The sequence below is a fragment of the Paenibacillus solanacearum genome, assembly GCF_910593845.1.
Taxonomy (GTDB): Bacteria; Bacillota; Bacilli; order Paenibacillales; family NBRC-103111; genus Paenibacillus_G; species Paenibacillus_G solanacearum.
In genome coordinates this window covers 133,716-160,100 of the sequence record NZ_CAJVAS010000001.1, presented here as the reverse complement: position 1 = coordinate 160,100, position 26,385 = coordinate 133,716, and the positions used below count along the sequence as shown (strand labels likewise).

General features: G+C 51.9%; 26 protein-coding genes. 6 read left to right on the top strand and 20 right to left on the bottom strand.

From position 1 onward, the window contains the following. The first annotated feature begins 47 nt into the window (after nt 1-47). Nucleotides 48-1,376: a globin-coupled sensor protein gene (locus tag KXG62_RS00620; RefSeq protein WP_218089962.1), complete on the top strand. Its 1,329-nt coding sequence runs from the start codon at nt 48-50 to the stop codon at nt 1,374-1,376. Between the two features lie 72 nt (nt 1,377-1,448). Here KXG62_RS00620 and uppS read toward each other — a convergent pair whose 3' ends face one another. Beyond that, nucleotides 1,449-2,198 (bottom strand): polyprenyl diphosphate synthase, encoded by a 750-nt coding sequence (gene uppS / locus KXG62_RS00615; protein ID WP_218089961.1) that lies wholly within the window; start codon nt 2,196-2,198, stop codon nt 1,449-1,451. 279 nt (nt 2,199-2,477) lie between these two features. Between uppS and KXG62_RS00610 the strand changes: the two genes are divergently transcribed. Together KXG62_RS00610 and KXG62_RS00605 are read left to right on the top strand one after the other, a co-directional pair. Continuing rightward, entirely contained in the window at nt 2,478-3,269 is a 792-nt protein-coding gene (locus KXG62_RS00610) for a putative protein N(5)-glutamine methyltransferase (RefSeq protein ID WP_218089960.1), read from the top strand. Between the two features lie 27 nt (nt 3,270-3,296). Beyond that, on the top strand, nt 3,297-4,316 hold the full coding sequence (locus KXG62_RS00605; RefSeq protein ID WP_218089959.1) for a phosphotransferase enzyme family protein: 1,020 nt from the start codon (nt 3,297-3,299) through the stop codon (nt 4,314-4,316). 271 nt (nt 4,317-4,587) lie between these two features. Here the strand turns inward: KXG62_RS00605 and KXG62_RS00600 are convergent, their stop codons facing one another. The 3 genes from KXG62_RS00600 to KXG62_RS00590 form a co-directional block, all read right to left on the bottom strand. Next, the gene (locus KXG62_RS00600) at nt 4,588-5,268 is read right to left on the bottom strand and encodes an HAD family hydrolase (protein WP_218089958.1); all 681 of its coding nucleotides are present in this window, start codon (nt 5,266-5,268) and stop codon (nt 4,588-4,590) included. Nucleotides 5,269-5,300: 32 nt separating this feature from the next. Next, nucleotides 5,301-6,104 (bottom strand): phosphotransferase, encoded by an 804-nt coding sequence (locus KXG62_RS00595; RefSeq protein ID WP_218089957.1) that lies wholly within the window; start codon nt 6,102-6,104, stop codon nt 5,301-5,303. 200 nt (nt 6,105-6,304) lie between these two features. Beyond that, the gene (locus KXG62_RS00590; RefSeq protein ID WP_218089956.1) at nt 6,305-6,916 is read right to left on the bottom strand and encodes a TetR/AcrR family transcriptional regulator; all 612 of its coding nucleotides are present in this window, start codon (nt 6,914-6,916) and stop codon (nt 6,305-6,307) included. A 150-nt stretch (nt 6,917-7,066) separates the two neighbouring features. Between KXG62_RS00590 and KXG62_RS00585 the strand changes: the two genes are divergently transcribed. Then, nucleotides 7,067-8,269: an MFS transporter gene (locus KXG62_RS00585; RefSeq protein ID WP_218089955.1), complete on the top strand. Its 1,203-nt coding sequence runs from the start codon at nt 7,067-7,069 to the stop codon at nt 8,267-8,269. Nucleotides 8,270-8,284: 15 nt separating this feature from the next. On the opposite strand, the gene KXG62_RS00580 is transcribed toward KXG62_RS00585, so the two are convergent. From KXG62_RS00580 to aroC, 8 genes are all read right to left on the bottom strand, one after another. Next, the gene (locus tag KXG62_RS00580; RefSeq protein WP_218089954.1) at nt 8,285-8,890 is read right to left on the bottom strand and encodes a class I SAM-dependent methyltransferase; all 606 of its coding nucleotides are present in this window, start codon (nt 8,888-8,890) and stop codon (nt 8,285-8,287) included. A 398-nt stretch (nt 8,891-9,288) separates the two neighbouring features. Beyond that, complete coding sequence (locus tag KXG62_RS00575; RefSeq protein WP_218089953.1) at nt 9,289-10,263, bottom strand: phosphotransferase enzyme family protein; 975 nt, start codon at nt 10,261-10,263, stop codon at nt 9,289-9,291. A gap of 61 nt (nt 10,264-10,324) precedes the next feature. Next, complete coding sequence (locus tag KXG62_RS00570; RefSeq protein WP_218089952.1) at nt 10,325-11,197, bottom strand: AraC family transcriptional regulator; 873 nt, start codon at nt 11,195-11,197, stop codon at nt 10,325-10,327. 270 nt (nt 11,198-11,467) lie between these two features. Then, nucleotides 11,468-12,400, bottom strand: a complete 933-nt coding sequence (locus KXG62_RS00565) for a phosphotransferase family protein (RefSeq protein WP_218089951.1) — start codon at nt 12,398-12,400, stop codon at nt 11,468-11,470. A gap of 599 nt (nt 12,401-12,999) precedes the next feature. Then, on the bottom strand, nt 13,000-13,437 hold the full coding sequence (locus KXG62_RS00560; RefSeq protein ID WP_246627235.1) for a DUF3888 domain-containing protein: 438 nt from the start codon (nt 13,435-13,437) through the stop codon (nt 13,000-13,002). Nucleotides 13,438-13,704: 267 nt separating this feature from the next. Then, nucleotides 13,705-14,130, bottom strand: a complete 426-nt coding sequence (locus KXG62_RS00555) for an NUDIX hydrolase (protein ID WP_218089950.1) — start codon at nt 14,128-14,130, stop codon at nt 13,705-13,707. A gap of 411 nt (nt 14,131-14,541) precedes the next feature. Beyond that, nucleotides 14,542-14,601, bottom strand: a complete 60-nt coding sequence (locus KXG62_RS34580; protein ID WP_237762811.1) for a putative holin-like toxin — start codon at nt 14,599-14,601, stop codon at nt 14,542-14,544. A 294-nt stretch (nt 14,602-14,895) separates the two neighbouring features. Beyond that, nucleotides 14,896-15,951 (bottom strand): chorismate synthase, encoded by a 1,056-nt coding sequence (gene aroC, locus KXG62_RS00550; protein ID WP_218089949.1) that lies wholly within the window; start codon nt 15,949-15,951, stop codon nt 14,896-14,898. A 310-nt stretch (nt 15,952-16,261) separates the two neighbouring features. Between aroC and KXG62_RS00545 the strand changes: the two genes are divergently transcribed. After that, nucleotides 16,262-16,549, top strand: coding sequence for a DUF3221 domain-containing protein (locus KXG62_RS00545; protein WP_218089948.1), 288 nt, complete (start codon nt 16,262-16,264; stop codon nt 16,547-16,549). 186 nt (nt 16,550-16,735) lie between these two features. Here KXG62_RS00545 and KXG62_RS00540 read toward each other — a convergent pair whose 3' ends face one another. From KXG62_RS00540 to KXG62_RS00515, 6 genes are all read right to left on the bottom strand, one after another. Continuing rightward, complete coding sequence (locus tag KXG62_RS00540) at nt 16,736-17,200, bottom strand: NUDIX hydrolase (protein WP_218089947.1); 465 nt, start codon at nt 17,198-17,200, stop codon at nt 16,736-16,738. Nucleotides 17,201-17,275: 75 nt separating this feature from the next. Continuing rightward, entirely contained in the window at nt 17,276-17,605 is a 330-nt protein-coding gene (locus KXG62_RS00535) for a DUF1904 family protein (RefSeq protein WP_218089946.1), read from the bottom strand. A 12-nt stretch (nt 17,606-17,617) separates the two neighbouring features. Beyond that, complete coding sequence (locus tag KXG62_RS00530) at nt 17,618-18,265, bottom strand: HAD family hydrolase (protein WP_218089945.1); 648 nt, start codon at nt 18,263-18,265, stop codon at nt 17,618-17,620. 60 nt (nt 18,266-18,325) lie between these two features. After that, on the bottom strand, nt 18,326-19,324 hold the full coding sequence (locus KXG62_RS00525; protein WP_246627234.1) for a zinc-dependent alcohol dehydrogenase family protein: 999 nt from the start codon (nt 19,322-19,324) through the stop codon (nt 18,326-18,328). A 90-nt stretch (nt 19,325-19,414) separates the two neighbouring features. Beyond that, nucleotides 19,415-21,403, bottom strand: coding sequence for an acyltransferase family protein (locus KXG62_RS00520; RefSeq protein ID WP_246627233.1), 1,989 nt, complete (start codon nt 21,401-21,403; stop codon nt 19,415-19,417). Nucleotides 21,404-21,726: 323 nt separating this feature from the next. Further along, a complete protein-coding gene (locus KXG62_RS00515) occupies nt 21,727-22,473 on the bottom strand; it encodes a YheC/YheD family protein (RefSeq protein ID WP_218089942.1) in 747 nt (248 codons plus the stop codon). Nucleotides 22,474-22,744: 271 nt separating this feature from the next. Here KXG62_RS00515 and KXG62_RS00510 point away from each other — a divergent pair, with 271 nt between their 5' ends. Next, nucleotides 22,745-22,912: a hypothetical protein gene (locus KXG62_RS00510; RefSeq protein WP_218089941.1), complete on the top strand. Its 168-nt coding sequence runs from the start codon at nt 22,745-22,747 to the stop codon at nt 22,910-22,912. Between the two features lie 276 nt (nt 22,913-23,188). Here KXG62_RS00510 and KXG62_RS00505 read toward each other — a convergent pair whose 3' ends face one another. Both KXG62_RS00505 and KXG62_RS00500 read right to left on the bottom strand, forming a co-directional pair. Next, nucleotides 23,189-25,141, bottom strand: coding sequence for an ATP-dependent DNA helicase (locus KXG62_RS00505; protein WP_218089940.1), 1,953 nt, complete (start codon nt 25,139-25,141; stop codon nt 23,189-23,191). A 296-nt stretch (nt 25,142-25,437) separates the two neighbouring features. After that, nucleotides 25,438-26,328, bottom strand: a complete 891-nt coding sequence (locus KXG62_RS00500; RefSeq protein WP_218089939.1) for an endonuclease/exonuclease/phosphatase family protein — start codon at nt 26,326-26,328, stop codon at nt 25,438-25,440. Nucleotides 26,329-26,385 lie beyond the last annotated feature (57 nt).

Genomic DNA, 26,385 nt, shown 5'->3' with positions numbered 1-26,385 from the left:
ATATCCATTGCTGTATCTTCACTTCAAGGATCGGAGGGAACGGTTCATTGAGTACTCATCCTTTTCAAACATTGGCCCAGACGCTCGGATTTTCTTCCCGCCCCAAGACCGAATGGCTGGACAAAGCCAAAAACGAAAGCGTGCGCATCCGCATCGAAGCCAACAGCGATACGGTGCAGCAAATGAAAATGATCAATCTGCAGGCCGAGGATCTTCATCTCCTCAAAGCGATTCAGCCTCTCATTCACGAACATATCGACGAAATCACGACCTCTTTCTATCAAACCGTGCTTGACGTAGGAACGCTCGAAGATATCATAAAAAAACATAGCTCGGTTGACCGGTTAAAAAAGACGCTGCACGATCATTTAATTGAAATGTTCAACGGAAGCATCGACGCCGAGTTCATCAACAAACGGCTGCAAATCGCCAAGGTGCATCAAAAAATCGGCCTGGAGCCGAAATGGTACATGGGCGCCTTTCAAAATTTGCAAAACACGCTGCTTGATGTCATTCACCGCAGCGTCCACAATTACGAAGAAAGTCTGCACATCAGCAAAGTGATCACGAAGCTGCTGAATTTCGAACAGCAGCTGGTGCTGGAAGCATACGAGAAGGAAAACACCCTGCAGCGCGAGCAGGCGTATATCGACGTTAAAAACGATTTAAAAGGGAAAATTACGGTTGCCAGCGAAGAGTTAGCCGCCTTGACGGAACAAACCAGCGCCTCTGTGAAAGAGCTGGTGACGAGCAGCGATCAGGTCAACCGTTCTTTCCTGCATTCGATCGAAAAAGTGAGCGAAACGCAAACTTTGGCAAGCGAAGGAAAGCATAAGCTGCTGCAGTTGTCCGAGCGCATTGTGCTGATTCGCGAAAGCGCCCTGCTTATGAGACAAACGGTGGACGGCTTCCAAGATTCCTTCAAGCAGATTCAGAACATCATTACGATGGTGCAGGAGATCGCGAATCAGACGAAGCTGCTGTCGCTCAACGCTTCGATTGAGGCGGCCAGAGCGGGAGAGCATGGCAAAGGCTTCGACGTCGTAGCCAAGGAAGTTCAGAAGCTGTCGAACGACACGACCGTCAGCGTCAGCCAAATTACCGGCCTGATCAAGCAGACGATGGACAACACAGCGGACGTCGTCGCCTCGATTCAAAAAGTAAACGCCGAGGTAGAAGCCGGCGCGCAGGAATCGAGCGATACGAGAACCGTATTCGACCATATTCTTACTTCCATGCAGAGCAATATGAACGAAATCAATCGCGTGGAAAAAGAAATCCAGTCATTGGCTTACATCATCGAAGAAATCGGCGACTCAACCCATAAAGTAGCCGCCTCGGCGGAAACGCTGGTTCATAATACAAAAAATATTTGATCGATCCTGCCCGATCCCCCTACAAACCGTGAAGCTCGCCTAGAGACACGGTATTTTATTTTTCCGATGCCTTCACGAGTTTGCCCTGACCTTACGGCATTGATATTCGTAAAGAGCCTGATAAAACAGTGCCTCGTTAAAACTGGGCCACATTTCGTCCGTAAACCAGAGCTCCGCCTGCGCCGATTGCCATAACAGAAATCCGCTCAGCCGTTTCTCCCCGCTCGTGCGAATCAACAGCTCGGGATTCGGACAGCCGGAGGTATATAGACGCGACTCGAATGCATCTATCGAAACCGAGCCGTTCTCCTCCGTCACCATCGTCTTGACGGCTCGAACGATATCGCTGCGTCCGCCGTAGTTTACCGCAAAATTGACCGTCATGCCCATATTGAAGCGGGTGACATGCACCGCCTGCTCCATGATTCGCCGGGTATCGGGATCGAATTTGGCCGTATCGCCAATAAAGCTCACTTTGATTTGGTTACGGTTCAATTCGCCAAGCGTGCGTTCCGTCATGAATTCATGCACCAGACGTATAATCGCGTCGACTTCCTCCTTCGGCCGCTTCCAATTTTCCGTCGAGAAGGCATACAACGTCAAATAGCGAAGCTGCGCCTGATGACAAAAGCGTATCGTCTCCCGCATCGCATGCATTCCCGCCACATGCCCCGCCGTCCGCGGCAGCCCTCGCCTTGTCGCCCATCGGCCATTGCCGTCCATCATGATCGCGACGTGCTGCGGCAGCGGCCCGCTCCAGTCGATTCGGCGTTTAAGCCTTTCGGCCCCATACCTGGTCTTCCACTTTGACCATAACAACATCCTTATCCGCCCCTCCGAACATTTCGTCAATCCGAATAGTCTACCAACACCTTGCATCCGAATTATAGTAAAGCTGCGCTGTTATTACCATTTGTTTCCGCTGATATTTGCCTGATGCGCGAGCCGTCGAATGCATGATGCCTGTGGGGAAACGGTGAAGGCTGAGCGCAAGAGAACAGACCATTATAACCGTTTTCAACCTGTTCAACCTGCGGCGGCAGCGATAAAATAAAGTTATATCCTAGAGCCAGGAACACTGGCCTGTCAGGAAAGGACTGCATGACCATACGAAATGAAGCAACAAGTATCATCTCCCGGCTCCGTGCCGCAGGCTGTGTTTTCGCCGAGGAGGAGGCCCGGCTGCTGGTCGAGGCCGCCAACACATCAGCCGAGCTGCACGCGATGGTGAACCGGCGTGCCGCAGGTCTGCCGCTTGAGCATGTGGTCGGCTGGGCCGAATTTTGCGGCCTTCGGGTCGCGGTGGACGCGGGCGTGTTCGTCCCGCGTCCCCGCTCCGCATTCCTCGTCGGCCAAGCCGCCGACATCGCCCGCCCAGGCGCCGTCGCAGTCGATCTATGCTGCGGCTCCGGAGCGCTGGGCACTGCGCTGGCCGCCGTCTGCGAGCGGCTCGAGCTGCACGCCGCCGACATCGATCCGGCTGCGGTGCGCTGCGCCCGCCGGAACGTCGCCCCCTTCGGCGGAAGCGTATACGAAGGCGATCTGTATGTACCGCTGCCGGCCCGGCTGCAAGGCCGCGTCGACATCCTGATCGCCAATGCCCCTTACGTGCCGACCGAAGCGATCGGGCTGCTTCCCCCGGAAGCTCGCCTGCATGAGGCGCGAATGGCGCTCGACGGGGGCGCGGATGGACTGGACATCCAGCGCCGGATTGCAGCCGAGGCGGGATGCTGGCTCGCCCCGGGCGGGCATCTGCTGGTCGAGTCGAGCGAGCGGCAAGCGCCGCTGTCCGCCGAGATCTTCGCATCGGCCGGGCTGACGCCGAAGATCATTCGATGCGATGAATGGGACGCTACCGTCGTCATTGGAACGCGAGAGACAACCTCCACATAAGCTAGCTGACCTAAAGGAGATATGGAAATGAACGAACCGACGGACCTGCTCCACTATGCGCTCGCGGCATACGATATGAACGCTGACAGCGTCGCTGTCGAGAGCGTCATGCCGAGAAATTTCCACGGCGACGCTCATTACAAAATCAGAATCGGCGAGCTCGCCTACTCCGCCCGATTCATCAGCGGCAGCCGGTATGAACACGACGTCTTTTTGCCCCTGACGGACGCGGTTTTGACCGAACAGATGCGCTTCATCTCTTTTCTGAACGGCCATGGCATCCCGTTTATGCGCCCGGTTCCAACAGTATCCGGCGAGGATTACCATAAGCTGGTTTGGAACGGCGCCGAGTACCGGTTCTTCTTGTTCGAATGGATCGAAGGGCGGCATATCACCCGATGCACGGACAGCGTCGCTTACAAGATCGGAGCCTTGGTACGCCGCCTGCACGCATTGGCAGCGAATTACGAATGTGCACTCCCCAAAATATCGCATCGCGAAGGAAGCCTCACCTTTCTCAGCATGCTGGAAGAAGCAGCCTCCGCCGCTCCGGCCGAATGCCGCAAGCTGCTCCATCCGTACATCGCCGACGCCCAGAGGCATATCGGGCAAGCTCACCGATCGACGCGCGAATACAGGATGCAGTCGGATCTCAATCCGTTGAATATATTGTGGGACGACAAGGAACAATGCATCGGCATCGTCGATTTTGAGCACATCGGCTACACGGAACGGATCGAAGGACTAGCCTGGCTCATCAAATGGTACTCCCGTACCGCAGGCTTGTTCTCGCATCACGTATCCCCTGCCCTCGCTCAAAGCTTGCTCGACGGCTATAGGGCTTCCGATGACTTGAAGCCGGCAGATTGGGAACGTCTTCCCTCTCTCATCTGGTTGACCGGCTGCTTGAATTGGGGGTTCGTGGATAAAACAAGGCGAATCGTGAAGCAATCCATCTCCGCGAGTCAAATGAAAACGGAGCTCGACGCACACCTCACGAAGTATACGGAACGGGGAGCGAAGCTTGGCGCGCTCCTGACTCTATAAAGCGGCGGGCACGGTCTTTCATTCCTCTCTGTCCTACCCAGAAAATAAAACGATCCGGCTGACGGCGGCATGATCCGGCAGATCGTCGCGCAGCCAAACATGGCCAAACGGTACATCCGTGAGAATAGCTGCAGCCGGACTGAACATAGCCGAACGACTCGGCGTAACAACCTACGCGAATAAAAAATAAAAGCCCCCGTCATTCGCGACGGAGACTTTACAAACATCTATTTTTATCGGGGGCTTTAAATGCAATGGCTGTCGGTTTGCATCAATGCGCCGGATCGGAGAGCAGGCACTCCCCTACCCCGCGCAAATCCTCACATTCGTATGTCGGCGCGACGGTTCCTGTAAACGCACCCTTCTTGCGATTGATCCAAATATTGCGTATACCGGCTTGAGCGGAGCCTTCGATATCGTCGACCGGCGAATCTCCGACATAAACGACCTCGTGCGGCGCGAGCTTCAATTCACTCAACAATCGTTCGAAAAAGATGGCATTCGGCTTATACGCCTGCAACGACTCCGACGAGTGCACGTTGGCGATGTGGATTTGATTTCTGCTGATATCGCGCATGAGCGGCTCATGGTCGCTATTCGATCCGATGACCAGTTCGAAGGAATCCGCGAGTCTAGCTAGCGTCTCCAGTACTTCCGGGTAAACGAACCGATTGCCCAAAGTGTCTAACATGATGGTTACGTCCTCTTGGGCCCTGCCGTCAATCGAATATATTTCATACAACCGTTCCAAGCTAAGCAGGAACGCATCCGCTTCGGTCTTGAAAGGACTCGAGCAGCAGATTTCATGATGCAGCTGCTTCCACTTCTTATAAAACTGCTCGACATTTACTGTGCTGTTACGTGCTGCCAGTATGGTTTCCGCCGCTTTGACGGAACCGTTGCCCGTATCGACCAGCGTACCGTAACAGTCAAATACAACCGCTTTAATCAAAGCCTCTGCCCCCCTTACAACATTCCGCAAACTTACGACGAATTCGAACGAAGCCGTTCCCGGATCAACTCAAGCAAGCTGTTCTTTTCTGCCGGAGGTATCCATTCGACCAGACGCGCGGCGGCAACCGGCAGCATCCAGCTATCAATCTTCGAATACGGCCGCCCGGAAAGCTTCAAATAATGTTTCGTGTACACTTTCCTTAGTTTGTTTCTCATGAACTGTACGATCGCTTTTACGATGCGAGGCGTTCCATCCGGCATCGTGCCATAGCTCATGAGAAGAATTGTTCGGGCCGCATCGCCGTCCGGATTGCCGGACATGCCGGTCATCCAGTCGATAACCCGGTTCCCGTTCCCGACCAGCACGTTGTCCGGGTGAAAGTCGCCATGACATAGCTTGTCGTCATCAGGCAGCGCCTTCAAATAACGGAGGATGCTGTTCTTCTCCTCGTCGGTCAGCAGCGGAGCGGTCTGGATCTGCTCGCTTAATACGGCCTTTTGTTTCCGGATACGTCCGGAAGCGCTGCGCGTGTGCAGATCGTAATGCAGGGCTGCTAACGTTCGGGAATGCTTGCCCAGCAGCCACATTTGCTTGGACATTACGCTTAACAGGGACACGCCCGAAGCGCGCTCGAAAACGATGCCCAGCCTGCCGTCCTGGCTCACCAGCTCATAGGCTTGCGGCGACGGAATGCCTACAGAGCACACGAACTGGCTGGCTTCAAACTCCCGTTGAATGAAATCCTCAGGGAAGCCTTCCTTATAGAGCTTTAAAATTTGATGATCACCGTACTCAAATATGTCCGCGGTCCGGCCACGGCCAATCTGCTTCATCTTACTCCCTCCGAATGTCGCGCCTTAGTTCTGAGTCGTTCACAAAGAACGACAACACACACTTCTATTATTTTCGGCAAATCTCGACATTTTCCTTTTCGTGTCGCCGATTTTTTTGAAAAAAAATCCAGTTTGAACGGCGGTAGTTGAAGGCGAAAACGCCCTATGAAGTCGATGTCGCGCATTGTGACGGGCATCAATTAATCTGCCGCTTCAGGTTCTGTACGCGGGGGCGCTGTGAGCAACGACAGTGCTGCGTCGATGCAATGATCGAACCATTCCCGATTCGGATTCGATTTCTTCAATACGGTTAATCCGATGAAAGCTACCACTAGCGACTGAGCGATTGCCCGGCAGTTGACTGATCCATCGATCTCTCCGGAGGTTACACCCCGTTCAAGCGTCTCTTCAAATATTGCCGCCAAATATTGTTGATGCTCGCGCGTCAAAATTTCAAACTTTGCGTCGTGCGGAGCAAGCTCCACCATTGTATTAATACAGAAGCAGCCATTCCGCTCATGCGTTCCGTCAGGGAATGCCCCATCCAGGAACAGGAGCCTGAAAGCCGTCTTGACACTCGTCGTTTTGTTTAGCTTCAAGCGAACAGACTTTGCATGCAGTTGGTTGTAATTTCGAAGAGCCGCTTCAAACAAAGACAATTTGTCGCCGTATGCCGCATATAAACTAGGCTTCTGAATCCCCATGCGAGCTGTTAAGTCACTTAGCGAAGCCGCCTCGTACCCTTTTTCCCAAAAAACATGCATTGCCTCTGTTAAAGCCTTTTGTTCATCGAATTCGCGAATTCTAGCCATAGCGCCTCCAAATAAAATACCTTTTAGTACATAAATATGATATCCCAACATTTCATATAGGTCAAACATCATGTTGACACTAATGAATTTTTATGAGTTAATTGGATTCAAGATAATGTACTGTTCGGTACAAAATTTGGAGGTTTTTCAATGTCCTGTTCCCCAGAACTCCGTCCGAATAACATGGAGTCACAAGCTCAACTTTCGAGTGCAGCGCTTTTACTGTATGCGGTCATCTGCGGTTCGGCAGTGGCCACGGTTTATTTTTCTCAACCTTTGCTTGATGCGATCGCCATCGAATTTGACATCAATCGCTCGATCATCGGCACGGTAGTTACAGCGACGCAGCTATGTTATGCGTTGGGATTATTTTTTCTGGTCCCGCTAGGGGATTTACTCGATCCGCGTCGGCTGGTAACCGGGATGATGGTATGTATCGCAATCGCATTAAGTATCGTGGCGTTAGCTTCGAATCCTTTGTTTCTGTTCCTCGGCATGGGGATGATCGGTTTCCAGGCTGTAGCTGCACAAGTCCTTGTTGCACTTGCCGCTGACCGAGCGTCGCAGCACCATCGTGGCCGGACCATTGGAGCCGTTACGAGCGGTATCGTCATAGGGATTCTACTGGCCCGCACCTTCTCAGGCACCTTGGCGGATATGGCTGGATGGCGATCCGTTTATATCGTCACGGCCGTAATCATGATCGGCCTGGCTTATGTATTCGTAACCGTTACACCTGCTGCACGGCGTCCGCGCAGTCAAGACACGTATCGGGGGATGCTCCGCTCCATGAAGGATTTATTCGTTCAAATTCCGCTATTGAGAATTCGCGGACTGCTTGCCTTCTTCATTTTTTCGGACTTTAGTATTTTATGGTCCTCCATGGTACTGCCGATGAGCTCCCCTCCGCTTTCGTTCAGCCACAGCGTTATAGGATTGTTTGGACTTGCGGGTGCAGCGGGGGCGCTGGCCGCCAGCAGTGCGGGACGACGGGCAGACCGTGGATTAGGACAACGGACGACAGGCATCGCTTTGTTACTGTTATTGTGTTCCTGGCTGCCCATAGGGTTACTACAGCATTCCATGTGGCTGTTTATTATAGGGGTCGTTATGCTGGATTTCGCGGTGCAGGCGGTTCACGTTACGAATCAAAGTATGATCTTAAGTGTTCGTCCAGAAGCGAGGAGCAGGATAACCGCGGGGTACATGATCTTTTATTCCATTGGAAGCGCAGCAGGTGCAGCAGCGTCGACCTGGATTTATTCGTGGGCAGGGTGGTTCGGCGTGTGCATACTCGGGACCTTGGTAAGTATGATCGCACTGTTTTTTTGGGCATATACTTTAAAACGGTAAAGCCATCCTTTACCGTCAGCCCTTAATGGAATCAAGAATAAACATAGTCGCATCATGCCCCATGAATATTTTATTTCCTGTATAAAACGTATTGAACTGAATATCCCTATACCCTATTTTCGTCATCACGTCGGCTAGCTCTCCTGGGTTAAATCCGTTATGAACCATCTCTGAAACTATTTTTTCATTTTTAATAAAATCTACGATCAGCAGACGGCCTCCTTCATGAAGAACATCAAACAACCTGGATAAAATGAGTTCAACATCATCAATATGGAGTAGAACTTGAGCCATAAAAATATAGTCGGCATGGAGATCGGTTAGACTTTCCTTTTCAAAATCAAAGCATAAGGTATCTGTATTCTGTATGTTTAAATCTGTTATTTTTTGCTTTATTTGATGGATCATGTTGGGTGACGTATCCAGGAAAAGCATAGAACGAAACTCGTCCAACAAGTTCATGCCGACAAGGCCCGTTCCGCATCCAAAATCTATGGCGTGCTTACTTTTAGCATCAACCAAATAATTGCGGATGGCATCGGATGATACCTTCGCGATTTGGATTCGTTCCGGCGTGTCATATATATTGGCTATCATTTCAAACTTATCCGTATTTCCCATGATCATCGCTCCCGTCAACTGTAATGAACAAATCCGAGCATTAGAAAAACTTGTGCTTATTCTAGGATACGATGCTGCACCTCACATTTCAACTTGTCTGCCCGGTATCCATGAACATCAAAGAGGAGCTGTCCTTGCCTCTTTCCTCGACCGCTCGAAAATAGTGCCCGTCCGGATCATAAAAGGGTGACTGGAAATCGCAAGCAGCAGTAACCGATCACACCCGCACCATTCGTTTTTTTGTTCGACATAGTCTACCTTCTCCTTTTTTTGCGTTTTGGTGCATTCCATCACGCATTCGTGTCGTTCTCAGGTAAGCTTGCTGCATACCCTCTCGTTACTTCAACGGGAACAGGAAGCAGCCCGCTGCAGCAGTCTACTCCTTGATAAAATTCCCCTTATTTCCAAAAAGGTGTGCCAGTAAATAAAAAGCTTTCCCCACTTGCATATTTGCCAAATTCACGAGATGCACACTTTTGCACATGCGCCGGCAGCCAGTTGTTCGATTCAGGCACACCGAGAGCGTTCCGCATCCCGATTAGCTGTAGAGCAATAAATAATGCTTCGATTTGCGCCACATAATCATTCGGTAGCGGAAAGCACTTTCCATACCAGTCAATATATTGCTGTCTGGCATGGGGAGATATGAAACAAAATGTGATAGCCAAGTCAGTGAGAAAAGGACCGAATCCGCACGCCCCAAAGTCAATGGGATGAGCAACCCCATCCACAAACACGATATTGGGAGGAACGATATCACCGTGCAATACGCCCCAAGTCATCTTATTTTTAGGGAGCGTGTCGAGCAGGGCCATCGCTCTTTCCCCAGCGGCTTCAAGGATCTGAATATCGTGTGCATCGAATAAGCCTTCCTGCACCTGCCGCTTGATTAAGTCCAGTGCATTCTGTACGCGTTCACGATTAACCGTTGGCCGGACAAAAGATGAAGGGGGCTGCCACTTACTGGCATGATAGTGCAATGCTGCCGTCATTTCAGCGGTGGATTTCAATTCTTGCTCGCTGGTAAAGCGTTGTTTTTGCTCGCCATCCACCCAGCGGAGCATCGTGCAATTGATATCGTCCACTTGTGTAACATATATCCCTTGCTGATTGCGTTTGGGCACAGGTACAGTGAGACTCGTATCACGATTCAGCGCATCCAGCCATACCAACTCAGAATCCAGCGCATCTCGGCGCGTCCATATCTTTTCGAGTGTACTGATTTTAGATTTGTGAACACGCAGGCTGTATACCAATCCACAATCATCTTCAATTTTAAAAACTGCGGCGCCGCTTTGAGCTACTGGCGATACGGATACAACGTTGATATCGTATTGTGCAAGCGCATGCTGTGCAATGATTGCATTATCCACTCTTGTCACGTTTTCTATAAAAAATCGCCCCTAACACTAAACTAATGATATGGTACTACGTTTACGACTCACTTTTTTTAACGACAGGGATCCAAACTTCCATTTCGTACTTGCCATTGCCTCGATCATAGGCCATTTCAAACTCGGGGCCATTTGCGAAATGATAATCACAAGTCGGAAACCATTCTCCCCAAATGCGCCTCCACAAACCATGAATATCGTTTTGTCCGCCAGGGTTTTGACCCGTTGAAAAAATAGCATACGTTTGTGGAGGGATTTGAAGTTTTTCAAATCCTTGCGGCAAGCCGAACGGAGGCAGGAAATAACCGATCATATAGGAGAATCTTCCGCCCAGGTTGTTGTATAAAACCGAATGGATCTGACCATGCTCACCCAAACCTGCTGCGGCACGAATTCGTTTTACGATTCCGTCAGACTTGCACTTCTCCCAAAACTTTGGTATTTCAATAAACGGACTCTCGCCATCGGCATGGATCAGAGTTGAAACGCCGAACATTTCAAAATCTTGTTTTTCCTCGATTCTATAATTAATTTCCGCGTCTCCTTGAATCGAAATATGAAAGGATAACCGAGGGTAGGCTTTGAGTGAAACGCCTTTGTCGCGCGCTGACGTTGGCATTACACCGTGCATTTTTTTGAACGCCCTGGAAAACGCCTCAGGCGATTCGTAGCCATATTTCAATGCAATATCAATGACCTTTACACCACTATTTTGCAGTTCAAATGCGGCAAGGGTGAGCCGCCTGCGCCGAATATACTCCGACAGCGGCACATTGGTGATGAACGAAAACATTCTCTGAAAATGGTAAGTCGAGCAACAGGCGATTCTAGCCACGTGGTCGAAGTCGATCGCTTCAGACAAGTGCGTTTCTATGTATTCCATTGCGTTGTTCATGCGTTTCAGCCAATCCATCCAGGTATCCTTTCAAACTTAATTATATGGAATGCTGAGAATCAAGCCTTGCAATCCATGCACATAAATATCATGTTGGCCCACATTGAAGAGATGCTCGCCGTGCAGCAAGTCCCCCGCTATCGTTCCCGTTATCAGAAGGCCGGTCATTCTCGCGGCAACCTTTTGTTGTAGTGCCCGTTAGCTATCCATGCATTTCTTGTTTAGCACCGAGCATGAAAGCTGATTCGTTCTTTTATGATAGTTTAATCACGAGTAACAATTTCCTGGTTAAATTAAACTTAATAGATCATCGCGAAGTTCGAAATAAGAATCATTCCAGCCCATCATTGCATAAAAGCGTAACCCTATTAATCCATTATAGTATTTAGCTCCAATTAATCTTTCCGTAAAATGTGGTATGGCAATATCCAATTGTTGCTGATAATCTTGGTATCTTTGGACCACATCTAGGTTCAAGCGTGTCTTCAAGTGCCTGTCTAAACTTGCGAGATCGACGAGAAAATCTCCATATTTACCATTACTATCAATGACTCCAGTTATTTGTTGTCCATTAGATAAAATGTTCGACTGGTGGAAATCACCATGGATAAAATAACGATGTGGTTCATTGTAGATAGAATAAGCTAACAATCGGTTATAACATTCATCAAACACATCTTTCTCTAGACAGGATGTTTTGAATAATCTGTGCCAACCTTCCCAGAAGCTACCCGCTTGTTCCTCAGCATAGGAAGCAATAATATATTCCTTCCAAGAGGTATAAGTACCATTACCACTCGAATTTATCTTGCCATAACCTTTTGTTGTTCCTAACTTTACATGGTTCATTCGCGTTAGAATCTGAATGACATCCGGAATCATTCTGCGTTGTTGCTCGTAAGAACAGTCCTTCAGACTGTGTCCAATTATTTTTTCTGAAATCAAATAGTTCAATGATTTGAAACTACCTAACCCAACACAAAGAGGAAACGGAATCCCCTGGGATGATAAGAGGGTTGAGATAAACTTTTCAGTTTTAAATCCCCCTGCTAAATCGCTAAATTTAATTACGTATTCCTTATCAAGAAGCATGAAGGAGAACACAGTGCTTAAATTCCCCCCTGTTAATGACGTGATCCTTGTCAGCTGAGAACCAAAATGCTTACGTAGTACAACTTCTACTTCATGAATTTCCACTGTTGGTTTTGTATAGGCAGTCATTTCTTCCCATCCTTCGTTCGTCTCTTTTCTTAGGTTCAACATTGTAGGAATATCATATCACTCTATTACCATATAAAGGGATGTAAAGAATAATTATATTAAACTGCTGCCCGTTCGTACAACGACGTTACACAACCAGCCCGAAGGCAGTCGAAGCGATTACGCGGGTCACCGAACTCGTTCGCAAGCACAGGGTCGCCTGGGCGATGCATGACTATTTCGAAACAGTGGTTTACTTGAAAATAGCACTGGTATGATCCTCGATTACTTCATCATGTTGCACGAGATTGAACCTAAGCTGAAGGAAAACCTTGGGATGGTAGGTTTACCGTATTTTCGGGGAGGTGAAAGAGTTAATGAGCCTTGGATTTGCGGATTCGGCATTGCTTCCCGAACCGAACATCCGAAGCTTGCTTGGCAGCTGCTTCGGGAACTCACCTGCACGAATAATGAGCTCACCCGACTCGTTCCACAGGGATTATCGCACCACATGCTCCTTCTTAAGTTCTCGAGTAAAATCCACTGCTCAACATTGTCGAAAAGGGCACATCTATGTGGTTCAAACATGGATGGCCCTTCTTTTTTGGATCAAGCTTGACTTACTTCAAAAGATCTTTGTAATTAGGTGGGAAATCGTCTTTATTCGGTCCTTTTAGATGTTCAAAATGTATAAGCCTAACTCCAGCAGCCGAGATCTGATATGTAAAAACATCTTCACCGACAGGGATATGAGGGCCAACTGTTGGAAACGCGAAAAGTGTAATTAAGAAATCAAAACCACGGAATCCATTAACCCTTTCAATGTGCTTCACATCAACAAAATAAGGATATATATCTGGTCCTCCTGGTGCTGACAATACATCTGAGTATACAACTGCAAGCTTCTCTCGCATGTGGGGGAGCAAAAACATTACAAGCATATCTTGAAGTTGCAGTTCCCTCGAGTCCTCCAGCGGCTTCTGTACAACCGCGTTACAGAATGAAGATTGTATTCCAACCATTGAAATTAGCATGGCTATGCATATTAAGACCCTCAAGAGAGCTGCCCCTTCCCAGGAAAACTACTTAATCCTACCAATATCACTAAGTTAATTTTCCCTGGAAAGGTAAGTGTATTCATTAACGTGAGCTGCTCAACGCGGCTGTTACATCAACTTTCTCCTTCATCACCAAGAGCACCTATCCCACTTTGAAAATAAGATCGATACTTATGCTAAATTTAACAGTTTAGAGATTACTCATTAGAAGTTAAGATTAGCTGGTTTTAGGTCAACGCGATCCGAAGTAAAAAAACTTATAGCGCTCTAGCACTCCTTAAGCGGAATGGAAAATTCAACATAAAACGGATGAAGCTCGTCATTCAAACAAAGCTCGATTCTTTGCTTAAAATTCCCCCAATTTACCATCTCTAGTGCTGTTTCGATTGGAAAAAATCCTACATCTAAAGACTCGGGAGTCGTTGTTAATTCGCCCCCGATGGGTCTGCCTAAAAACAAAGTGTTACAAATACAAGCACTGACATTTTGAAAAACACCACAAAACTTGGTCACTTCTATATCGATACCACTCTCTTCCTTTGTTTCCCGTATCGCTGCATCTTTCAATGATTCACCTTCTTCAACCTGCCCTCCGGGCATTTCCCATCCTCGCTTAGGTCCTTTTATCAATAATATTTCGTTACCCTCATTCACTACAATGGTTGCCGCAGAAATGATATGTTTCGGAGCCACCTCATCGTCATCTCCTTTTAAATGTATAAAACCATATTACCACTAATTTCCTAATGTGGGATACTTCTAGTGCGGGAAGAGATTATCGATCTGCCGCATATTCAGCCACATAATCTTGGTTATCCTCTTTTTAGAGAATCAGACTTGATTAATGTAAACCAAGTATCTCATCTATCCCTTTCTCAATAAGCAATATATTCAGTAATATATTCAGTAATATATTATTGTCACTATGAAAAATATCGTGTAATATAGAGGTAAATATTAATGTTTACTTTTATGCATTGTGCATATACTAAAAAAGAGTCGTGCTCCAACACGACTCCTTACACAATAGCCGCATTTAAGGGCGGTTGGCTTCAAAGGGTTATTGCCAAAGAAATAGACCGTTAACCTTTGTGAGAGGACGGTCTATTTCTTTTTGTTAAGGTACGTAAGCAAAGCTAGAATAAACATTCCGAACAGGAACATCAATTGCAGCGCTTGAAATACCTCCACAGGCATCACCTCCCTTCCGAGAGGTTAGCCGACCGACCATAAGGCCATTCTATTGTGATTGGATTATTATACCATATGACTATGGCGGGCGCGATTCCTAAATGATTATATTCGCAAAATAACGTTTCCAATGGAAGAATTCTGTGATGTCCGCTTTGCATTTTGAGTTATGCCAAAAAGAATGGATCCACGCAAACAAGCAAGCTTCTATTGCGAAGCTTGCTTGTCATCTTGCAATGGCACCGGTACCGCATTCATGCCGGCCCGTTAATACCGCGTCGCGGCTTGGCGTTTGTAGTGGTCTTCGATAACAAGGCAAGCCATCGCTTCGACCACGGGAACGATTCTAGGGCAGATGCACGGATCATGTCGGCCTATCGTCACGATCGTATGGTCTTCCCCATCCCGATTGACGGTTTGCTGCGGAAGGGAGATAGACGAAGTCGGCTTGACCGCCACCCGAAAGACGATTTCTTCTCCCGTGCTGATGCCGCCGAGCATCCCTCCGGCATGATTCGTTATAAATTCCCCGCCTTTCATCTGATCGTTATGCTGACTGCCAAGCATTCTCGCCGCGGCGAAGCCGGCGCCGAATTCGATTCCTTTGACGGCTCCGATCGACAGCATCGCTTTAGCCAGATCGGCGTCAAGCTTGTCGAATACCGGCTCGCCGAGGCCGGGTTGAACGCCGCGAATCCGGCATTCCACAATGCCGCCGCAGCTGTCGCCGATCGCGGCAAGCGACTCGATCTTCTCCACCATCTGCACTGCAGCTTGCGGATCGCAGGCTCTTACCGGGTTCGACTCGATTGCCTCTTCGACGTAATCGCGGCATGCGATACCGCCGATTTCCTGGGTATACGCAATGACCGACACGCCTCTGCGTTCCAGCATTTTTCGTGCCACCGCGCCGGCCGCCACTCTTCCCGCCGTCTCCCTGCCGGAAGCCCGGCCGCTTCCCCGGTGATCACGAATGCCGTACTTCTCCAAATACGTGAAGTCGGCATGTCCGGGGCGAAAGCTGTGCTTGATGTCATCATACGCTTCAGGTCGCATATCTTTGTTGTACAAAATAATGAACAGTGGCGTTCCCGTCGTCTTGCCTTCATATGTTCCCGATAAAATATGGACGATATCATATTCTTTGCGCGGAGAAGTCACGGTCGATTGACCGGGCTTTCTGCGATCCATTTGAACCTGAATAAAGGCTTCGTCGATGTCCACGCCTGGTGTTACACCGTCAATGATCACGCCGACCGCAGCCCCGTGGGACTCGCCGAACGTCGTAATTTTGAACGACTCTCCGAAACTGTTACCTGCCATCTTCTGCTCACTCCCTCTGTCTTGTCCGCCAGCGCTGCCGTACGTTTGCTTTCATTATAGAACGCCATGAACCATTTATGAAATTGTTTGTTTCGATTGACTCCATAGACTCCATCTATACCTAGGGCAATGGAAAATCGTCCATTCGTTCAGAAAACGGCGGATCGTCTGAAACTTATGCATTATCCGTTACGTCCATGTAGTATCCGGCGTATAAGCGCTTCATCCCGTGCCTCGAGCGCAATGAAATGCACGGCATGCAAGCAGACATGTCAGCGGCCGCATATTGAAATGAAGGAGTGGAGAGCCCGTGAGAAACATTGTTGTCCTATGTATCGTCATTACCAGCTTACTGCTGACCGCAGCTTGCTCGAAACAAGTGGAGCATATCGGCATCGTAACCGATATTCACGAAAAACGAATTTTGGTATCCGGGATCGAAAACAAAAACAATTCGATCTGGTTCACATCCAAGAAAATGCTGCCGCCAGAGGTTCGCGTCGGCTCCAAAGTGAAAATTATTTTCGACGGCGTTGTCGCCACGTCTTACCCCGGCCAAGCGTTTGCGCAAAAAATTATAGTCATGAACGAGGAATAGCAGCATCTTCGCAGCAACGCGTGGAGACATCGAACGAAACGTTTCCGGTGCTTTTACGGCGGAGATACTCCTGACTCTGACCGAACGGGGGCATGCATCCACACCAGTCTTCACCACTTATGGCCATGCGGAAAAAAAGAAAAACCGCCGGTGGCGGTTTATTCGGACATGACGAGCGGGAACGGATTAGAGCCGGCTGTAATGACCGGCCATAAACTCGTCCACGATGCGTCTATGGCTCTTGACGATCCGCTCCGGCAGTTGATCCGGCTTGAAGTATTCGAAGTTGAGCGCTTCCGACTCGTCCACGATCAGCTCGCCGGTAATTTCCGTAGTATAGAACGCGGTCGTGACGGCATAAAATTCATCACCGTTCGCCGCACGAATGAATTGACCCGGTCCGGAATACACGTTGATAAGCTTCAGTGCGCCGGCCTCCAGATTCGTTTCTTCCCGCAGCTCTCTGCGAGCGGTGTCTTCAACCGATTCACCCAACTCCATAAGCCCCCCGGGGATTCCCCAGACGCCATACGGATGCTTCCGCTGCTGAAGCAGCAGCCGGCCCTCGGCATCGACGACGATGACGACCGCTCCGACCAAGATCAGCGGCCGGTGGCCGACAAGCGCCCGTATTTCCTCAATATAACCCATATGTGGATCACCCCGCCGTTGTGAAGTCGCTGTATGCCTGCGCCGGATATTCGTTCGAACCGGACGCGGTCCCGCTTACCCGCACGGTACGCCGCCTATATAGTAGCCGTCTTCCTTATACACCTTGAACGCAATTTCCAGCTCAGACACGCCTGCCGTGCGAACATGTCTTGTGATCGCTTCCGCCACGCGGTCCCTTATCTCACGGCCCCGTTCGAACCAGGCCACTTCGATGAACGGATTCGTGTTGCACGCTTGTCCGTCAAATACGGAAACGACATTCAAGCAATCGACCGTAAAATGATCCGTACCGCATTGGCAAATCGCCGCCAGCTCTTCAACGAGCGGCCGGCTGATCGAGACCATAACGTCAACGCCGATTCCTCTTACTGTTAATTGAGGCATGCTGTTCCTCCTTCAAATGTAATGGATCATATCGGCTATTGCTTCTATGTAGCCCTCCGGAACAACACCTCTTCGCTCCAGCTCGGACCGATTCGCCTGATACGCGATGAAACGTACGCCGGCGTCCATGGCCGCTTTCCCGTCGATCCAAGCATCGCCAACCGACAGCCAGTCTTCCCTGGACAAGTGCGGATAGGAGCGAACGATCCACTGCACTCCCGCCGGAGACGGCTTGAGACCTGCCTGCTCTCTTCCGATGATATGATCGAAATAAGGCTCGATGCCGGTCGTACGCAGCGCCTGCAGCGCAGCTTCCTTCGCATTATTCGTCAGGATCGTCAAATGGCAGGTGGGGCGCAGCTGCTCCAGTACGCGCTCCACGCCGGGCTCTAGTCCCGCATCGTCCATCCCTTCCCGCTCCAGCTCCGTGACGATCGCCCATACGTCTTGTTCCGCCTGTACGGTAAAACGCGGCGAAGTACAGGCAAGCTCGATTAAAGTAGATGAAGTGAATGCGTCCAGATCGATCCGCTCGCTGACGATGCGATGACCGGCCAAATACGAGAATACTTCATGCTTCATTCGTTTGAAATCGATATGCGAACGCAGTATCGTGTTATCCATATCGAAGATGATGCCTTTTGCTTTGGCCCCTGCCATTCCGGTCCGCTCCCTTCAAACCAAGCCTTCGGTCGACGATCCATTCTCAGCCTTCAACCCTCAACCGGTCAAAAATATTTTGCCCACGCCCTTCTGCCCCGATTGTGCGGCGTGAACCGCTTCCTTCACATCGGATAAGTCGAAGCGGACGCTCGGCGGACAAAGACGCAGCTGTCCGCCGCCGATAAACGAGATTAACTGCCGGAACGTCCGCTGCCATGCAGCGGCGGTCGTCTGCTTGTTCCAATGACGCAGATGGAACATCTGGAGCTGCGCCCCGGTCGATCGCGAGATTTGCGACGCATTCAGCGGCATTCCCGACAAGAGCCCGATGCTGAGCAGCTTGCCCCCGGGCCGAACACATTCGGCCAGCGCCATGCCTGAAGCGCCTCCGACGGAATCGATCGCGGCGCAGGCTCCCGCTCCGTCCGTCCATTCCATGACGGTACGATGAAGCGCCGCAGGCGACCGGCCATCCGTCTCAACGACGGCAGCCGCGCCAAGCGCGAGCAGCTCCGCCGTATGGGAGCGGCTTCGCGTCACCGCGATGAGCCGAAAGCCGAGCATGCGGGACAGCTGCGCATAGATGCGTCCGATAGATGATCCGCAAGCGTTCACGACGACGACATCGCCCGATCCCAGCCGCAGCACGTCCTTGCAGGTGACCCATGCCGTGATCGGATTGATGTACAGTTGCGCCGCCGTGTCGTCGTCCAGCGCATCGGGCAGCCGAACTGTCAGCTCGGCGGGAGCATGAACCCACTGCTGCCATGTGCCTGTGCCCCGCAGCGGAAGTACCCGCTTGCCGATCCAATCCGGGCATACATCCGGCCCGGCCGCTTCGACGATCCCGACGCCTTCGTAGCCGGGAATAGCCGGCAGGCGGATGCGATGCGCGTAAGCGCCGGTCACCGGGATCAGATCCGACGGATTGACGGGCCGGGACAGCATCCGGACCAGCAGCTCGCCCAGCCCCGGCGGGCGGACCGGCGTCCGCCCGATCCGCAATACTTGCTCCGGTTTCCCGAAGGCATTATAGGTCACACATGTTCCTTCCAACGCCCCGATATCTCCTTCAATGTCGTAAATGTTCTTCATGTCATCTTACCATGCCGAACGTCCCTGTGGAACCGGCAGCTTGCGTACCGCTCAGCTTGTAAGCTGCGGATCGCTCCCGTTCTTAGCCGCCGCCGCTTCCGCAGGGGCCGGAATCCCAATCGCCTTAATGAGCAGAGAGGCATACAATCTGGCCCCTTCTTCCTTCAGATGAACGCCATCCGCGGCAAAATATTCGTTCTTGCCCTCGCTCGCCGAATGCCAATCGACCAGCGTGACGTTTGTGGCCGTTTCCGCCGCCTCTTTCAAATTCTCGTTGACGTTTCCTTCCCACGGGCGCGGCACACGCGTATTCACGAGCACGACCTTCCGTTCGCTTCCAATCGTCTCCAGCAGCGTCTTCAACTGCTCTTTGGAAAACGTTCCGTTCGTCCCTAGTTCGACGACGACGACCGTACCCAGCTTTTTCATTTCTTTCAGCTGATTCGTCAGCTCTTTCGCTTCGGAAAATTGCCGGCCGACCTTTCCGTCAATGACGATACCCGGCACCTGCTCCGACAGAAACCGGGCCGCATCCAGAATAACGGAATCGCCGATGGCCGTGACGCTAATCTCCGCATCCGGAGGCCGAACGGCGGGAACAACCGGCTCTCCAGGGACGGCAGCAACGCTGCTGCCTCCGTCCCCCGGAGCCGGAACAGCTTCGTCGCTCCCGCCGCTGTTCTCTGGAGCGGGAACGGCATCGCCTTCTGGATCTTCCGTCTGCGGACGGGCTTGAACCGGAATCGCCGCCTCGCCGCCAGCTTGCAATGTACCGGGCGGCGGCGAGGTCGCAGGAGCGATCTCCGGCTGCGTAAGGGGATCGCCGCTCGCCGTCTGCGGCGCAGAGCTGACGATCCTATTTTCCCAGGCGGGTTCAAGCTTACTGACGATGGCGATGACGAGAACGAGCGACAAGTACACTAGCGAATAAGACATTAGGCCGTTCTTCCGGCTCCGCGCCCTTCGGTGCGACGGCTTTCGGATCCAAGCCCTTCGGCGTACCGGCTCTTCCACGAATCGCCACGATAAGGCGGCAAGCCCGACAGCCGCCGCAACCTGCCCTGCCGCTAGCGCCAATCCCTCGGTCGTGAATTCGGCGGGAGCCGCATTGCTGCTCAGCACGATGACCGGATAATGCCATATGTAGATGCCGTAGGAGCGGACGCCAAGCCAGCGCATCGGCTTGCAGCCAAACGCGGCGCCCAGCCGGCTCGCCGGATGCACGAGCGCAGCAATCGCGGCTGCGGCCGCTGCGGCGAGCACAACCATCCCCCCTCGGTACAAAAAGTCGTCATACTGGCTCGTTGCCCAGATCATGAAGACGATAACGATCAAGCCCAATCCGCCAACCGCGTCGACCGTATTGCGCATTCGCGCCGATGCGGCAGCCGGCAGCTTCCAGCTCGGCCACAGCACCGCGAGCGCAGCGCCGATCAGCAGGGCGAACGCTCTCGTATCCGTTCCGTAGTACACCCGGCTCGGGTCTGCTCCCGGCTCATACATGAGCGCCATCGCCAATGCCGAGACGGCTGCCCCGGCCGTAATCACGGCTGCAAGCACGCCCCGTCGCGGAGCGAAGCGAAGGCCCAGCCATAACAGGAAAGGCCATACGATGTAAAACTGCTCCTCAACCGCAAGCGACCAAAGATGGCCGAACGGCGATACGGGACCGAAGCTCTCGAAATACGAAACCTGGTGAAAAATAAGCCACCAGTTGTTAATGTACAGCAGCGATGTAATGATATCCCCCTGTAAGCGGGCCAATCTCGACGGCTCGGCATACATAAGCCATCCGCCTACAGCCACCAGCATGACCAGGAAGAGCGGCAGCAGTCTCCGCATGCGGCGAAGCCAAAAATCCTTCAGATCGATAGTCCCGGTCTTCTTCCACTGCGCGATCAAAATATCCGTGATAAGATACCCCGACAGCACAAAAAACACGGCGACGCCAAGCAGCCCTCCCGGCGCCCATGCCGGGTTCAGGTGATATACAATGACGGCGAACACCGCGAGCGCGCGAAGGCCGTCAAGTCCCGGCATGTACCGCCTCCCCCCGGCTTCGGGCAACGACGGGGATTCGGCGTTTCGCCCCCGCCCGCTTGAACGCCTTGGCGTTACGGGCAGTTCGGAACGTTCGGACTCCGTTGTAATTCGATTCATGCGTACTCTGTCCTTTCGATGTCAAAGTTGTGGCCTGCGGATGACAGGACCGGGAGCGCAATTCGGCAAAAAGCAAGCTCCGCAAGTTCGGCGAATGTACGCGAATCGCCGGCAGGTTCGCATAATAAAAAGACCGCTAAAGCATATGCGGCCTCCATCCATTTCAAGCGTTGTCCTCTTATCGACAGCATAATTTATTTATATTAACGTCTTCGTTTCTTTTTATTGTACGATATGATTTTGCGGTACATCGACTTGTCTTTCAGTTTCAGGAACAAGGATGTGGCCGGATCGAAATTCGCCTCGATAATCCATATGTTCCCCTTCCGGTCCAAACCCATGTCGACGCCGGTGGTATGAATCCATTTGTAATATTTGTGCAGATGCTTCGCCGTCCGCAGCGCCACTTTATCGATTTTGGACATCAAAGCCTTGCTGTATTTGCTCCTGATCTTCGATTGAGAGATCGCCGTTTTGACAGAAACGACGTTTCCGTGACTGCGGCGTATGTTCGTAACGATATACCCTTTTCCTGCAATTTTAGCAAGTTTTCCGGTTACCGTCCAATCTCTTTTTTTGCGTCGCTGCACCATCACCCGCAGATCGAACGGACGGCCGTTCGCCTTGGCCAGCGAAACGTATCGCTGGACGATATATCCGTGCAGACGCTTCCGTTTCAAGTAAGCCTTCAGCCCTTTGGCGCTGCCGAAATGCTTTATTTTTTTGCCGGAATGAAGTGCATATCGTCCTTTTCGTTCGGACGTTACCCGCATCACCCCTTTGCCTCCGAAGCTGCTGGAAGGCTTGATGATCACATTATCGTATGTGCCAAGCATCTGCATTAATCCGCTTTTCTTCATCCTACGCGTCTCCGGCAAATACTTGACGAGCTTGCGGTTTCGTTTGAGCAACTTATATTTGGTCATTTTCGACCAGCTTAGCTTTGACATGACTCTGCTCCTTTGTTATCCGTTATTGAACTCCCATGAGGTCCGCCAATATAACGTATGTCGGGTGCGGCTTGCAGAGCTAGGCAGCCGCCCGGACTTCGCAAAAAAGAGCTATTACCCGAGGAAGCGCTTAAACGGTGCTTGTCGCAACGCCGTGCCGGTTCCTCCCGTTCGTGCGGGACGGGACATGCCTTGAGCGCCGAACATGCATATTTTTCCTGTGTCCGGCTAAAACTAATGCGGCCGCAATCAGATTAAGGAGGTTTCGCAGATGACAGAGCAGCAGTATGAACAAGATCCGCAGCAAGACAAGGAAATCAGCACGGACGCACCGCAGCAGGTCGAATACCCGGACTATCACCCGGGCATCGAGCCGGGCGTCGATTTTATTTACGGAAGCGATCAGGATGAATACCGGGAGAACACGGAACAAGCGTAAATGCCACATAGGTCAAAAAAAGACAGCGACGCCTCGCTGTCTTTTCGTTTATTCGGTTACAGTTTGCTTAGGATAACAGGCCAAAAAAGACGTGCCCGGCGGAAACTCCGCAGCACGTCATGATGGTTTTCGATACCTATTTTTTAGCAGCGTCGCTTCACTTGATGATCACAGCTTCGCAAGCGCCCGGTCTGCGGCACGAAGCATTTCTTCCGCTACATTCTCGCCTTGCGCCGTATGAACATACCGCAGCTGGTTCGGGCCCCATTTTCCAGCTTACCACTGCTCCAATAACGCGACGCCGCTTGGCAGCAGGCTCTCGATCTGCTCGCGAAGCTGCGACTGCTTGTGAAGCTCCTCGCTCAAGATCGCCGCCGTTCCCCAGTCGCTGCGGGAACGGATCAACCGGCCGAGCCCCTGCCGCAGCCGCAGCAGCATATAAGGAAGATCCACGTCTTCATAAGGCGAAGCCGCCGCTTGGCGCTTCACCATAAAGACAGGATCCTGCCGGGGCGGAAACGGCAGCGACCAGATGATGACATTCGACAAAGACGGGCCTGGAACATCCAGCCCTTCCCACAGCGTGACCGCACATAGAATGCTCGGTTCATCGCTTTGGAACGTAGCGATCAAATGGCTGATTTCCTGATCTCCCTCGAACAGAAAACGCATGCCCGCACATTCGGAGTAATGGACGATCTCCCGCTTGAAGCCGAGCAGCTCTTCCTTGCTCGGAAACAGGATCAGCGCTCTCCCTTCCGAACGCTGCAGCAGTTCTGCCGACGTCTTCATCTTCTCCGAGAAGGTCGCGCGGTAAGTCCATGCCGGCGCGATCACCTTCATCTGCCGCTCGTATTCGTACGGGGAATCGACGCTGAACGATAAGTAATCGTCGATGCCGAGACCCTCGGCCACGTAATCGAACGAACCGTTCACCGACAGCGTCGCCGACGAGAAGATGACCGGCATCGCCGTGGAAAACACCCGCTCCCGCATCACTTCCTGCACCGTTCGCGGCATCATGACGAGCGACAAGCCGTTGACGCTGTCCGTCGCCCAGCAGATCAGCTTCTCCGGCCGATCGAACAGGTTCAGCGCCTTCTGCATCATCTCCAGATGCTCCTCAACGATGCGCAGCTGGTACTCATTGATCATGAACAGCTCGCTTTCATAAACAAGCTCGTCTTCGATCACCGTGAGCACGTCCCGGAATTTGCGGACTTCCTCCAGCAGTTCATCCTCCAGCACGATCCGCTTCCGGTCGGAGCCGGGAATCGCCTCGCTCCGCCGTTCCAGCAGCTCGAACAGCGACTCGCTCTGCGTGATCGCGTCCTCGATCAAATAGGCGAGCGACTCGCGGATTTCCCCCTTCAGCAGCCGGGTGATCATCTCCTCGAACACGACATGCTTCAGCTTGTAGGTGAGCGCCTTCTGCGCTGCCGCTTCCAGCAAATGTCCTTCGTCGAACACGACAGCGCAATGGTCCGGCAGCATCGGCAGCTGGCCTTTCCGCTTGCGGCTCTCATACGTCCATACATGCTCCATGTAGAAGTCGTGGGAACAAATGATAAGGTCCGCCGCCTTGCGATACTCGTCGCGGGATAACGTCTGTCCGCACCGGTGCCGTTTCTCGCACGCAAAGCAATCCTGGAACACGTCCCAGCTCATCCGGTTCCACTGCGTATCGTTCAGATGCGGATACTGCTTGCGGTCGCCGTAAGCATGGAACGACTGCATCCCGTCGCGGACATGTACGAACTCCGGCAGATCCATATGCACCTCTTGGTACAGCCCGGCTTCTTCATGCCCGAGCCTCGCTTCATCCAGCTTGTTCAGGCAAACGTATTGATCCGGAGATTTGGCCAGCCTCGCGTCGATCAAGAGCCCCAAATGCCGCTGAAGCTTGGCGATGTCTCCCTCCGGCTTGACGAGCTGTTCGATCAGCGACTCATCCGCACAGGCGACAATGACCGGCTTGCGGTGATAACGGGCGTAGCACACCGCATACAACAAATAAACGAGCGTCTTGCCCGTTCCGACCCCCGCCTCGGCGAAAATCGTCCGCTTGTCCGCAAACGCCCGTTCCAGTTGAAACGCCATATAAATTTGTTCGTCGCGAACCTCGAAGCCGTGTTCGGGCAATACGTCGTATAATTGATCCGCTATCCACTCACCCGCTTGTCGTACGTAAGGCGAAGCATGATCATAGGCAAAAGGATATCGTTCCACAGGTTACACGGCCCCCAATAATGTAAAAATGCAATGATCCGAAATATGAAACAACAGCTATTATGGCATGAACGGTGCGTAAAAGCAATGAGAGTCCTGATGAAGGACTCTCATTATCTTCGCTAATGTGCCAGCAGCTGCCGCTTCCCTTTGAGCGCATTGCCCAAAAGAAGACACTCCATGTACGAAACGGTTGAAGTGCCGCATTCGCTCCATGGAGTGCCTTATTCGTCTATTCCAGTTAAGCAAGCGCGGCTTGGTCATCGCGTCCCTGCGATCCAATCATGCCGGTCGCTTTATTGGGCAGCCTGCTTGTTCAGCACGACATCGGCCATCACCGGATAATGGTCGCTCGGGTATTCACCATTCAGCTGAAACGTCACCTTCTCGCTTCGCTTGACCTTGACATCCCCTCGATACAAAATCCAGTCGATCGTCTCCGTGCCGCCGCCCTTGTAGTTGTGGAACGTGCCCGTCGCATTATTTACCCGCTCGCCCGCCTCCTGAACGGCATCCTTCATCCCGCCGTTCGCGGTGAAATATTTGTAAGGCGCGCTGCCGACTGGGGCATTGAAATCGCCGGTCAAAAATACCGGTACGTTCGGCTCGAATGCTTCGAGCTTCTTCACGATCAGCTCTGCGCTGCGCTGGCGCGCCGTCTCGAATTGGTGATCGAGGTGCGTGTTCACCACGTAAAGCTTCGCACCGCTGGTCAAATCCTCGAACTGCACCCATGTCACCATCCGCACGTAGTTGTTGCCCCAGCTTTTGGAGCCCGGCACCTCCGGCGTATCCGACAGCCAGAAATGGCTTTGCTGCAGCGGCTTCATACGCGTCTTGTTATAGAAGATCGCCATATATTCCCCTTGATTGCCCGCATCCCGCCCGACGCCGATCCATTTGTAGTCAGGCAGGCCGACCTCCAGATCGTTCAGCTGGGTGCGAATGCCTTCCTGCGTGCCGATAATGTCCGGCTTCTCCTGGTTCACCAGCGCTTTGGCGGCAGCCCACCGTTTCTCCCACGGGTGTCCGTCCTTGGCGTTAGCCGTCCGCAAATTGAAGGTCATCACCCGCACCGGGTTCACATGGGCGGAAGCGGCCTTGTCGTTCGCGCAGCCGCTGACCGCCGTTCCCGTCACGGCAGTAATGCCCAGCATAACGGTCAGCAACAATCCTCGTTTCCTCATCTGCATAACCTCCCTGTAATGAAGCTGCTGTGTTGATAACATTCCATTCCTCGCGCA